We start from the raw sequence: 11,903 nt of genomic DNA, 5'->3' as shown, positions 1-11,903 counted from the left end.
CGTGAATGAAGTGGGTCCAATCGCGCCTCCAAGCGGGATCCGCCAGCGCAATGAACTCGCGGCGATGCGGGCGCTCTATCGTCATGGCCGCCTGAGCCGGGCGGAACTTGCGCGCATTTTGGGCCTCAATCGCTCCTCGTCCGGCCATATCGTCGCCGGGCTGACCGTTGAAGGTCTCGTTCGCGAAGTGGGAACCGCTGAGCAGGCACCGACTTCTCACGCGGGCCGACCAGGAATCATGCTCGAACTCACACCGGACGCTGCCTTTTTTCTCGGCATAGAGATAGGTGTTGAACACATCACCGTAGTTGAAATCGATCTCGCCTGTCGCATCGTCAACAATCGCATGGAGCCGTTCGACGGGCCTTCTGTGGATGTCGAAACTGCGGTATCGCGTGCGGTCTCGCTTGCCTTCGACACATTGCCGCCCAGCCACCGCGGCCGCTGCGAAGGGCTGGGGGTCGCCGTACCGGCGCAAATGGATCGCAAAGGGCTGATCAACATAGCCCCCCTACTTGGATGGCGAAACATACAGCTCGCCGATCTCGCGCGTGCAGCCGTGCCGGCGCAAATGCCCGTCATGGTCGAGAATGACGCGAATGCCTTCGCAATCGGCGCTAGCTACGGTGCTCGGGAGGTCCATTCAGGGGTTACGCTCTATCTCGTCATGGAGAGCGGCGTGGGCGGCGGAATAGTCGTTGATGGGACCTTGTTTCGAGGCGCGCAGGGGCTTGCGGGCGAGATCGGGCATCTGCGCGTCAATGGTTCCGATGCCCCCGACCGCAGCCTTGAAAGCGTCCTCGGGCTGGAATGTATACTGCGGGCCTATCGCGCTATCTCAACCCAACCGGACCCAAACCTTGCCACTTTTCTCACGGATGTGCGCGACCGAGTTCCAGGCGCCGTCGCTATTGCAGAAGAGTGGGCTCGCGCTTTGGCTTACGGCCTGATCCAGGCCGGCAGGATCATCGATGCCGACAGGGTCGTGCTGGGCGGTTCGGTTGCCGCACTTTATCCGCTGATGGCCGCGCGTGTTCTGCATCACATTCGCTCCATGCAGGAGGAAAGCTTTCCGCTGCCCATGATCCAGACAAACAAGGATGAGACGGTCGGGCCTGCTTTCGGCGCGGCATGCTTGCTTCACCAGCGCTATCTGTCTGCCGACGCCGCGCGCCTTGCCGAGGATGCTCCATGACAGGGACCGTGCTTGCCCCCGACGCTGTCGGCCCAACGATTACGATCGGCGAAATCCTCGTCGAGATCATGGCTTTGGATCGTGGAACCGGCTTCCTCGAACCGACTGCGCTCGTTGGCCCCTATCCTAGCGGAGCGCCTGCGATCTTCACCGATCAATGCGCCAGGATCGGAGGTTCGGCCGGCATCATCGCCTGCGTGGGCGACGACGATTTCGGCCGACTCAATGTCACTCGCCTGCGCTCAGACGGGGCAGACATCTCGGCGATCTCAATCAATCCGGACTTTCCCACCGGTAGCGCCTTCGTGCGATATCGGAATGACGGTTCGCGCGATTTCGTCTTCAACATCGCGAAATCCGCCGCCGCCAAGATCGATCTTACATCTGCGGCGCGCGCGCTCATTGACCGGTCGGGCCACCTGCATGTCATGGGGACCGCTCTCGCGATACCTGGCGCCGCGGAAATCATCGAGCATGCGGTCAGGGTGATCAAGGGGCGCGGCGGCAGTATCTCCTTCGATCCCAATGTCCGCAAGGAGTTGCTGGGCGACACCGAAACGCGCACGCGCTTCGCAAGGCTGGTCGATGTCGCCGACCTGATCCTCCCGTCCGGAGAAGAGCTGTTCGTCGCGGCTGGTGTCGAAGACGAAGGCGAGGCGATCCGGGCGCTCTTCGGCCGCAATGCCGGTGAGGTGGTGCTCAAACGTGGCGCAGACGGTTCCACTGTCTTCACGCGGGAAGGCCGACGCATCGATTGCCCCGGTTTCGTTGTCGAGGAAATCGACCCCACCGGCGCCGGAGACTGCTTTGGCGGCGCCTATGTGGCGTGCCGCCGGCTCGGCATGCCGGTCGAACAGGCACTCATCTATGCCAACGCTGCCGGCGCCCGCAATGTCACGGTCATGGGACCGATGGAAGGAGCCGGGACCCTTGCTGAGCTCGACGCCTTCATCGCCGTTACGCCGGGACGCAGATCATGATGTCCGTTCTTCACAACCTGGCGCGCAGCCGACGCGCTGGCCGGCCTGCGGGCATCACGTCCGTGTGCTCGGCCCATCCCTTCGTAATCCGCGCTGCCCTTCGACATGCCATTCGACGTGAAGCTCCGGTCCTGATCGAGGCGACCTGCAACCAGGTGAACCAGTTCGGAGGATATACGGGCTTGAAGCCCCGTGACTTTGTCGCACTGGTGGAAGAGATCGCCAGCGACGAGGGGCTGCCACGAGAAAAGGTCATCCTCGGAGGCGACCATCTTGGTCCGAATCCCTGGCGCGGAGAACCTGCCGAAGTTGCGATGGCTAAGGCGGAAGACATGATCGCCGCCTATGTGGACGCCGGTTTCCGCAAGCTCCATCTCGACACGTCCATGGGTTGTGCGGGCGAACCGGCAGCGCTCGACGACGCCTTGACGGCCGAGCGTGCAGTAAGACTGGCGGCTGTGGCGGAACGGCGCGCGGTCTTTGCGGGCGGCACGGCGCCGGTCTATGTCATCGGCACCGAAGTGCCGCCACCGGGCGGAGCCAATCACCTGATCATGGCGCTCGAACCTACGGGCATCGACGCCGCGCGAAGGACGATTGCATTGCATCGGCTGCAATTTGAGGAAGCGGGCCTGGGCGAGGCTTTCCGCCGCGTGCTGGCGCTCGTGGTTCAGCCCGGGGTCGAATTCAGCAATGAAAATATCATTGTCTACGACCGGACGAAGGCGCGGCCGCTTTCCGAGCTGCTCGCCGAGGAGCCTGCGCTTGTCTACGAGGCGCATTCGACTGACTACCAGGGCGCGGAGGCACTTCGCCAGCTCGTCGAGGACGGATTCGCCATCCTTAAAGTGGGGCCTGAATTGACCTTCGCACTGCGCGAGGCTCTCTACGGGCTCGACCTAATTGCCAGCGATTGCGTCCCCGGCTATCCGCACAGAAACCTCATGGCGGTCATTGAGGCCCTGATGAGGGAGGATCCCCGCCACTGGAGAGGTCATTATCACGGCTCGGAGGCCGAGCAGCACATCCTCCGTCACTACTCTTATTCCGATCGCATTCGCTACTACTGGAACCACGCTGCGGCGGAAGCAGCCGTCTCGCAGCTCACGGAAGCGCTGGACAAAAGGATCATCCCGGCACCTCTTTTCCGACAGCATCTGCCTCATTTGGTGAGGTATGCCGGAGGCCCCCTCGACTCGCGGCAATTGCTGATTGACGCCGTGCAGGCCGTGCTCGACCAATATCAAAGCGCCCACGAGCGCAATCGATAGCTGCGCACGGCCAATGCGTGACAACCACTCGTCGCTCAATGGCAACTTTCAGGCCGGGAAGCTTCGACCTTTCCGAGCGTGGCCTCACGAAGGTGTGCAAACGCCATCACATTCCTGTACCTGGTCGTGGATATTGGGCGAAGATTGAAGCGGGACAACCAGCGACGAAGACACCGTTGTGGAAGATCGATCATCCTTCGCTGGAATCCGTTCACATCGGAAGCAAACACATTTCCGCCCCCAACTGCAGGGGACCTATCGCCGCCGTCCGAAACTGTCGAACTTATTTTCTTCGGACCGATCGCCATTCTCATTCGATAGACCGATGTCGAAGGCGTCACGAACCACCGCCTCCACTGACTTTACCTCCTCGTCGGTCATCTTTTCGAACTCACGGCCGCGCCGCTTCTTGGAAAGCGTACCATCGTTCTGACGGATAAAGTTAACGAGGCTAGAGATCATCGCGTCCGGCATCTCAAGGAAATCCTGAATGCGTCCCTTCGCCTCGTCGAAGCGCGCGAGGTGATCGATCTCATTTGGCAGGTCGTGCCGGATCGTCTGTACGACGCAAGCATAGAGAAATTCCGTCAACTCCGTGTAGTCCCCGAACCTATAGAGATCGGCGGTTTCGTTGACTACACGCACGTTTTTCTCCGCTGTCGGCACCCATTCGATAAAGGGTAGTAACCGTCCAGTGTAGCCGCGCAGGCGCGCACCGTACTCCTCCTGGCGCTCGAGAAGCACGCTAGAAACTGGAAAGATCATGCCGGCAGGCGTGTATCCGCGCTCGGACAGAACATGGTGTATGAGGTATCTGTGCAGGCGACCGTTTCCGTCTTCGAAGGGATGGATGAATACGAAGGCGAAGGCCATAACCGAGGCTTGAAGAACGGCGTCAACCCCACTCTCCGCCATCCTGCTTCCTCCGGCTATGATCCCTCCGAGAAGATCGTTAATGTCTTCGTGCCGAGCTGAAACGAATTCTGGGAGGGGGTCGTCGTTCCAGTCGCGGTCGCCAATAAAGCCGCCGGCGTCTCGCAGCCCGCGCTTTATGAATCGGTTCTCCTCGATGACGAGGTGCTGGAGGCGCACGAGTTCGTCCACGGTGATTGGCCGCTTTCCAGCTTGGGCGACGGCCCTCATCCACCGCTCAAGGCGGCTTCGCGGCGGGCGCTCGCCTTCGATCTGATAGGATGCCTGGCTGTCCGATAGAAGGAGGAAGCTTGCCGCACGGGCGATGATCCCTTTTCCGATCTTTCCGATGAGTTCTCTGGCTTCCGCATCCCAGCGGTGGGTGACCGTTTCGACAAGGTATTCGGTGCGCCTTAAAACGGGGCAGAATGCAGGGGTTCCGAGAAGATTGTCCCGCACGCGGTGACGGGGCGAATTCACAGGGGTCGATGTAAAGTAGCTGGCGGTGTCAATCGCTTCAACATAGTTTCCCCGTTCCGCGTCCGGAATATCAAGGCGTGTACCGGTCAGCCATTCATAGAAGAACCAGATTCGGCGAGTCGCGCTGCTTGTCGGCTCGGCTTCGATCAGCGCCGCGATCTCATTTGCCGGGACGATGTGAAACAGCTTTTTCAGGACCAACAGGTCGATCGTCTCGTGCCTCAGTGCGAAAGACAGATGTCCAAACAAGCTGTCCTCTGGAGTGAAGCGCTTGTCGAAGATCGTCCAATCCTCATGTGCTCTCCTGGAGCCATATATGAAGCCCTTCGCGACGCATGAGGGAAGACGAACAGGGGCTGCGATCCCGTATTTCTGGACGAGAGCGGCATACCCAACAGGCGCCGTATCCGATGGCACGATACGTTCCTGGAAAACCGCCGGATTTGCAGGATTGGCTGTCATGCCCTCTCCTTTGTTATCGAAAAGCGAACCGCGCCATCGAAAGATAGTTAAAGTGAAGAAGTGCGATCGAAAAATGCTTACATCGAAAATTACCCAGCGTCATCGAAAAACAATCAAATCTTGTCGAGAATATCGAAAATTAATTATATCCGCTATATAACATCGAAAACGAGTTTAGTCATCGAAAAACGATTAAAGAAATGAGGAAATATAGGAAATACGATTAGCATCCTTCAAGAAGCGGCGGCGCCCATTAAGGTTGTCGCTTGCATCCACTTATTTAGTGGACTGCACTCACGAGATCGGACCGCGTCAGGAGCCCTTTTCCGCTACCTGGCACTTCCCACGCTTCTGAAGGGCGTGCTGCAAAAGTACACGCTCGGGACTCTTAGTTGCCCAAAGGCAGATTTCTTTCCCCCATTTCCGACTCGATCATCTCAGCAAAGAATTCCCAAACAACGACCTGATCGTCCCTACCCGGACGCAAAATCTTCTCGGTCTTTTCGAGCAAAGTGATCGGTGAAACATCCTCATATGCAGCCCACCGTGCAGCTAGGTAGCCACGCATCTCGTCATGTCGAAACTCATAGGTCTTACCCTCGGTGGTTCGTACAACACGGACATCCCTTTCGTGCAACCCATCGAGCAAATCCTCGTCGAGATCGACCCCCGGTATGAAGTGCCGTTTGCCTTCTACCACAAGCTCCCATGTCTTTCGGCAAAGCGCGTTGACAGGATATCCCACCAAGAATGCGCTGAGGGGCTGGTACCGCGAGTACTTGCAGCATCTCGACCTGCGTATTCAGCCCGTAGCGCGAGCGCCAAATATTCCGAGGCTCAGAGGCAGGCGGCACTTGAGCACTTTCGCACCCATGATCGTTGCTCTCCAATACGAGGTCAGGAAGGCGCTGGGCCGCCTGGGCAACATTCGGGACGCCTTCGTGTTTCACCTCCGCCCAATGGACAACTTGAATGAAAGGGTAGACGCGCAACAAGTGTCCGCACTCGACATGGGAGCGCTTCTTGAAATGGCATTCAGCGCTGCGAACCCAGCACCTATCTTGTCCCAAGTTGTAGAGCGATCGCGCGCCGTCAGGGACTATGGGGTCGCCCGCGCCAATGGTCACTGCGAAGGATGCAGTGCCCCTTATCCCTTCGTTCGCGCCAACGGAATACCCTACCTGGAACCGCATCACATTCGGCGACTGTCCGATGGAGACCCGAATGATCCCGCTTTGTCATCGTTCTTTGCCCGAACTGCCATCGGAGGGTGCACTTTGGCAGCGATGGCAATACCCACAACACTAGCCTCCTTGCTAAGATGAAGTCGATCGAGGTCACTTGAGATCTGAGGGGGCAGGATCTCCGTAAATACCGCAGCAACGCCCTGAAGATTGTTTTCTTGAGCCCATTGCAGCAAAGCGATGCTGTCATTTCCGTAGCTGACAAAGACGACAAACCGGATCGGAGCTTTGGTGCCGTGGGAACGGGGAAGGGCTAACTGCTGCATCAAAGGCCAAGCCCCCACTGCTGGCACTTCAACCGCGGTCTAGATCGTCCGACGTACCTGGCTACATCTATTTGGTTAGCCCGAGCTAATTGGCTTCGGCGGGCTGATAGGCCAATCTGTCCATAGATCTTGCGCGGATGGTCTAGGGAGAATGGGCTATGTCGGATGTGATTCCGGTATCGTTCGGTGCTCGCTGGGGAGCGCCGGTCTGCCTTGTGCAGAAGCGGGCAGTAAAGCGTATCAAGGGGCCGGCGGAGGCTATCCGGTTCATGAAAACCGACTTCAAAGAGCATTCCGGCACGGCTTATTCCCGTGCGGTTGCCGTCTGTTTCGCGGCGCTTCGTCGAGAAACCGAGCCGGATGTCGCGAGGCACTTTTTCCTTGCTGCCTATGAGAGTGAACTGAGGGCTCGGAGCGAACATTAAAACATCTCCTCCTGCTGGCGCTTCGACTTCTGGGAGACGAAGGTCATAACAGCGTCCTTTCGTCCATCGCCTGCCGGAAGGCCGGGCCGTAGCTGGTGGACTTGCCATCCCACTCGATCTCCTTGCGGCGCGGGAACTCGCTCTCGCGTGACAGGGAAAGGATAATGTCGGCCTTGCCGGCGACGCGGTTCATGGCGTCTTCCCAGACCGGGTAGTCGTCGGATTTTTCGGCCGGTTCCATGCCGGCGACGATGGCGCGGGCCTGGAAGACGATCAGAACCTGGTCGGCGTCCTTGTCCATGTTGCCAACGATGTCGCGGTAGGTCGGCCGGCGGTTCATGGCTGCGCTGAGACGTTCTTTGAAGCTGCGCCCCTGGTAGTCCAGGAACGTCGACTTCTTCAGGTGGATGAGCGCGATGATTGGGATATCGTGCTTTTGCGCAAAATCCTTGAGGATAGAGGTGGCGCGCTGGCCCTGCTTGAACTCATCCTCGTATTCCATCTTGCCGGTCCACTGGATCTTGCCGATGTGGTCGAGGAAGAAGGCTTCAATGCCATGCTCCCCGATGAGACGCGCAATCTTCTGATCGATCTGGTCGAGCGTCAGGCGCCGGCAATCAATGTCGATGTATTTGAGGCGCTTCATGGCCTCGCCGGCGCGGAATAGTTCCTCAACCTCGTTATCGCTTACGGATCCGCGCTGCTGGCGGGTGGAGCTTATTCCAGTGCGGCGCGCCTTCTCGCGCATGATGATCTGCATTCGGCTCATTTCGCCGCTGTTGAGCCCTACAGGAGCCTTTTCGGCGATATTGAACATGCACTGCATCGCGAGCGCGCTTTTGCCCTGCTTCACACCGCCACCGATGATGAGGAGTTGCTTTTTCTGCCAAGGGCCGGTGAGCGTGGTGATCTCCGGAATGCCCGGATCAATTCCGACCGGGGTCGCGCCGCGAACGGCATCGTTGGTACGATCGAGCGTATCGTCGACCATATCGGCAAAGCTGTCTTGGGGATCGTTGCGGCTCTCAATAGCGGAGACGATTGCCGTTAGCTTGTCGCGGCATTCCTTGATACGGTCAATGAATTCGAGCTCGTCTTCCGCCTTGACGCCGGCAAGATGGGCATCATCCCCAATGCTCATTGCCTCACGACGGTGGAAATATCCGGTGATCGCGTCTGCGAAGTCGGGAACGCCCTGGATGCTGACCGCGTCGGAAACCAACCTCGCCAAATATCGGGAAACGGTCATGTCCCCCACTTTCTCGGCGGCTATTTCTGGAACCATGAATGACCGGACGGTGAGCGGGGTTCATGCTCTTCCCAACTGCGCGCCCCCGGAGGATTGCGTCGTAAATGTGCCGGTGTAGCCGCTCGAAGAAGTGATCGGTCTCGAAGGTCGGAGGAACGACCGACAGCGTGGCCTTATGCCGTCCGGCGAGCAGGCCGACGCGCTGGTGCATGTCACGGACGGACGTGCGCTTGTCATCAAGAGGCCGGCATGGTCGGCATCCGGGCATCGCGGAAACCTACCGGCGCAGGATCGAGCGTTTGACCGAGACGCTGTATCATCCCGACCAGGCAGTCGATGCAGCCGACGCCATCCGCGGGGTCATCGATCGCAGCGTCGTGACTCCCGGAAAGAAGCGCGGCAGCTACACCATCACCCTGCAAGGCGAGCTTGGCGCCATCCTCGTTTGGATCGACCGCAGTGGAAAACCCGGCTACAAGCAAAGGTCGGACACCCCCCAATCCTATTTGTCGGCCTCGGTAAATACTCGGGGCTGTAGCACGTGACGACCGTCCGAACTGCTCCGCCGGTGTCTTATCCGGGACGCATTCTCAGAACGTCTCCGAGGCTGCATTTTCCTTCAAAGCCCTATAAGACGTCGCTGGAGCAAACCAGGAGAGAGAATGGAAACCGTGGAGATTAGCAGTCGCAGTGATTTTGCCCTCTGGGCGATCCAGCGCGCACAGGAAATTGTGACAGCCGAAGGTGCCGCCTTTGCGATGTCCGCCCGTGACATGAACGAAGAAGTATTGGCGGAGACTGCGGCCGCACTCGGTAAGGCCATCAGCGATGCGATGCTTGAAGTTTTCGACGGCCTGATAGGCGAATGATTTCGAAAGTGCAGTTCCACGAATGCGGACTGCAGGTGATCATTGTCGTTTATCCGCGGGGCATTAGCTTTACCCATGTCAGCAGCACTGGCTGATCCAACCGAATCCGCCTACGTCATCAGCGCGGCTCGCAGACTTTATGCACGCGCAGTGCCTGATTCGAGAAAACCCGACCAAGCAGACTAGAATCGAGACCAGAGTGACCCACAACCATCACGACCACGACGACCATCATCATGCGGATGACCACTGGCGCGAGAATGGCGTCAAGGTCATTCCCGGCAATTCGCTCGATCCAAATACGGCCCAGACGCCCGGCATGAACCGCGCCACCGCCATCAGCAAGGCGCGCGCCGGAGCGGAGAAGATCTGGGCCGGCACGGTGACGATCCACGCCAATGCCAAGACAGGCGCCCATCACCATGGCGATCTGGAAAGCATCATCTACGTGGTCAAGGGCAAAGCCCGCATGCGCTGGGGCGAGCATCTCGAATATACTGCCGAAGCCGGTCCCGGCGACTTCATTTATGTACCGCCCTATGTGCCGCATCAGGAGATCAATGCCAGCCGCGACGAAACCCTGGAATGCGTTCTCGTCCGCTCCGGCCAGGAGCCGATCGTCGTCAACCTCGATATTGAGCCGGTCGAGAAGCCGGAAGACGTGCCCTGGATCGATCCCATCCATCGATGACCGTTGCGAGCGATGCGCAGCAACGGGGTAATGCTCCCCTCAGTTGATAACCGGTTCCGGCGTCTTGCCGCCAAATTCGGTCTTCAGGAAATCGAAGTCGCAACCTTTGTCTGCCTGTTCGATATGGCTTGAGAACATGAAGCCATAACCGCGTTCGTAATGTCGGACAGGTACAGTCCAGGCTGAGCGGCGGGCGGCTATCTCCTCCTCCGAAACCAGCATGTTGAGGCTGCGGGCGGAAATGTCGAGCTCAACCAGATCGCCCGTCTTCAACAGCGCCAATGGCCCTCCGACATAAGCTTCCGGCGCGACATGCAGCACGCAGGCGCCGAAGCTGGTGCCCGACATGCGGGCGTCCGAGATGCGAACCATGTCGCGCAGACCAAGCTTCAGAAGAGCCTTGGGCATCGGGATCATGCCCCATTCCGGCATGCCCGGCCCGCCCTGCGGACCGGCATTGCGCAGCACCAGAACAGTATCCGGCGTCAGCGGATAGTCCGGATCCTCGATGATCTTCTTGATTTCCGGATAGCTGTCGGCGACCAATGCCGGACCCCGATGCCGATGGAATTTCGGATCACAGGCAGCCGGTTTGATGACCGCGCCGTCGGGACAGAGATTCCCCTTGAGCACTGCAAGCGAACCCTCATGATAGACCGGGTTCGATATTGGACGGATGACGTCGTCATTATAGATCTTCACCTGATCGAGGCCTTCCACCAGCGGCTTTCCGGAAACGGTAATTGCCGTCGGGTCCAGCTTGTCCCCGAGCTGCTTCATCAGGGCACGCAAGCCACCTGCATAAAAGAAGTCCTCCATCAGATAGGCCGAACCGGAAGGCCGGATATTGGCAATGACCGGCGTCGTGCGCCCGATGCGATCGAGATCATCCAGTTCCAGCGGAACGCCCGCCCGGCGGGCCATGGCGATCAAGTGAATGATCGCGTTGGTGGAGCAACCGGTAGCCATGGCAACGGTGACCGCGTTGTCGACGGCCGCCGGAGTGATGATCTGGTCCGGCGTCAGATCTTCCCAGACCATGTCGACGATGCGGCGACCACAGGCCGCCGACATCCGCTGATGGTTGGCATCGGCGGCCGGAATGGAGGATGCGCCGGGCAAAGTCAGCCCCATCGCCTCGGCGATAGCCGTCATCGTCGAGGCCGTCCCCATCGTCATGCAATGGCCGTAACTGCGGGCGATCCCGCCTTCGATGCCCTGCCATTCTTCCTGAGTGATGGTGCCGGCGCGCCGCTCGTCCCAATATTTGAAGCCATCGGTGCCGGAGCCGAGCGTCTTGCCGGCGTAGTTGCCGCGGAGCATGGGACCCGCGGGGAGATAGATAAAGGGAATCCCCATGCTGACCGCGCCCATGACGAGACCCGGCGTGGTCTTGTCGCAACCACCCATCAGCACAGCGCCATCAATCGGGTGGCTACGCAGCAGCTCTTCAGTCTCCATCGCCAGCATATTGCGGTAGAGCATGGTGGTCGGCTTGACGAAGTTTTCGGAAAGGGAAAGAGCCGGCAACTCCATGGGAAAACCGCCCGACTGCAGGACGCCCCGCTTCACCCACTCGACACGCTCACGGAAATGCATGTGGCATGGCTGGGCGTCGGACCAGGTGTTGATAATGGCGATGATCGGCTTGCCCTGCCAATCCTCCGGCGCATAGCCCATCTGCATGGTTCGTGATCGATGGCCGAAAGAACGCTGATCGTCAGGCATCATCCATCGCGCCGAGCGCAGTTGCTCGTAAGTTTTCCTCACCGTCACTGCATCCCCTCCACGCACACAGCGGCCACTTCCGTCTGTGCTTCCGTCAAACTGATATTTTAGTTCGATATATATATCAACGG

At 59.1% G+C, this 11,903-nt stretch carries 12 protein-coding genes; 7 read left to right on the top strand and 5 right to left on the bottom strand.

Going from position 1 to position 11,903, the window contains the following annotated elements; genetic code table 11:
- Position 1: 1 nt before the first annotated feature.
- From C5L12_RS04900 to C5L12_RS04890, 3 genes are read left to right on the top strand one after another with little or no spacing between them, the layout of a single operon-like run.
- Positions 2 to 1,195, top strand: a complete 1,194-nt coding sequence (locus tag C5L12_RS04900) for an ROK family transcriptional regulator (protein WP_245422765.1) — start codon at positions 2 to 4, stop codon at positions 1,193 to 1,195.
- Positions 1,192 to 2,175, top strand: coding sequence for a tagatose kinase (locus tag C5L12_RS04895; protein WP_105370896.1), 984 nt, complete (start codon positions 1,192 to 1,194; stop codon positions 2,173 to 2,175). The genes C5L12_RS04900 and C5L12_RS04895 overlap by 4 nt, the downstream gene beginning before the upstream one ends.
- The gene (locus C5L12_RS04890) at positions 2,172 to 3,446 is read left to right on the top strand and encodes a D-tagatose-bisphosphate aldolase, class II, non-catalytic subunit (RefSeq protein WP_105370895.1); all 1,275 of its coding nucleotides are present in this window, start codon (positions 2,172 to 2,174) and stop codon (positions 3,444 to 3,446) included. Before C5L12_RS04895 ends, C5L12_RS04890 begins: the two co-directional genes overlap by 4 nt.
- A 255-nt stretch (positions 3,447 to 3,701) precedes the next feature.
- Here C5L12_RS04890 and C5L12_RS04885 read toward each other — a convergent pair whose 3' ends face one another.
- From C5L12_RS04885 to C5L12_RS28555, 3 genes are all read right to left on the bottom strand, one after another.
- Entirely contained in the window at positions 3,702 to 5,300 is a 1,599-nt protein-coding gene (locus C5L12_RS04885) for a Fic family protein (protein ID WP_105370894.1), read from the bottom strand.
- A 388-nt stretch (positions 5,301 to 5,688) separates the two neighbouring features.
- Positions 5,689 to 6,000, bottom strand: a complete 312-nt coding sequence (locus tag C5L12_RS04880) for a hypothetical protein (protein WP_105370893.1) — start codon at positions 5,998 to 6,000, stop codon at positions 5,689 to 5,691.
- Between the two features lie 492 nt (positions 6,001 to 6,492).
- On the bottom strand, positions 6,493 to 6,810 hold the full coding sequence (locus C5L12_RS28555) for a hypothetical protein (protein ID WP_205839308.1): 318 nt from the start codon (positions 6,808 to 6,810) through the stop codon (positions 6,493 to 6,495).
- Between the two features lie 158 nt (positions 6,811 to 6,968).
- On the opposite strand from C5L12_RS28555, the gene C5L12_RS04870 reads away from it, so the two are divergent.
- Positions 6,969 to 7,235 carry a DUF982 domain-containing protein gene (locus C5L12_RS04870; RefSeq protein WP_105370892.1) on the top strand — a complete coding sequence of 89 codons (267 nt, stop codon included), beginning with the start codon at positions 6,969 to 6,971 and terminating at the stop codon, positions 7,233 to 7,235.
- A gap of 43 nt (positions 7,236 to 7,278) precedes the next feature.
- On the opposite strand, the gene C5L12_RS04865 is transcribed toward C5L12_RS04870, so the two are convergent.
- Positions 7,279 to 8,484 carry a DnaB-like helicase C-terminal domain-containing protein gene (locus C5L12_RS04865; protein ID WP_157948992.1) on the bottom strand — a complete coding sequence of 402 codons (1,206 nt, stop codon included), beginning with the start codon at positions 8,482 to 8,484 and terminating at the stop codon, positions 7,279 to 7,281.
- Between the two features lie 299 nt (positions 8,485 to 8,783).
- Between C5L12_RS04865 and C5L12_RS04860 the strand changes: the two genes are divergently transcribed.
- The 3 genes from C5L12_RS04860 to C5L12_RS04850 all read left to right on the top strand — a co-directional run bounded on the left by C5L12_RS04860 (position 8,784) and on the right by C5L12_RS04850 (position 10,044).
- Positions 8,784 to 9,029, top strand: coding sequence for a hypothetical protein (locus C5L12_RS04860; RefSeq protein WP_205839307.1), 246 nt, complete (start codon positions 8,784 to 8,786; stop codon positions 9,027 to 9,029).
- A 117-nt stretch (positions 9,030 to 9,146) separates the two neighbouring features.
- Positions 9,147 to 9,353, top strand: a complete 207-nt coding sequence (locus C5L12_RS04855) for a hypothetical protein (protein ID WP_105370890.1) — start codon at positions 9,147 to 9,149, stop codon at positions 9,351 to 9,353.
- Between the two features lie 199 nt (positions 9,354 to 9,552).
- A complete protein-coding gene (locus tag C5L12_RS04850; protein WP_105370889.1) occupies positions 9,553 to 10,044 on the top strand; it encodes a cupin domain-containing protein in 492 nt (163 codons plus the stop codon).
- Positions 10,045 to 10,083: 39 nt separating this feature from the next.
- On the opposite strand, the gene araD is transcribed toward C5L12_RS04850, so the two are convergent.
- Positions 10,084 to 11,820: an L-arabinonate dehydratase gene (gene araD, locus C5L12_RS04845; RefSeq protein WP_105370888.1), complete on the bottom strand. Its 1,737-nt coding sequence runs from the start codon at positions 11,818 to 11,820 to the stop codon at positions 10,084 to 10,086.
- Between the last annotated feature and the right edge of the window lie 83 nt (positions 11,821 to 11,903).

Source organism: Neorhizobium huautlense, assembly GCF_002968575.1.
GTDB lineage: Bacteria > Pseudomonadota > Alphaproteobacteria > Rhizobiales > Rhizobiaceae > Neorhizobium > Neorhizobium huautlense.
This window is presented reverse-complemented; position numbering and strand designations above follow the sequence as displayed.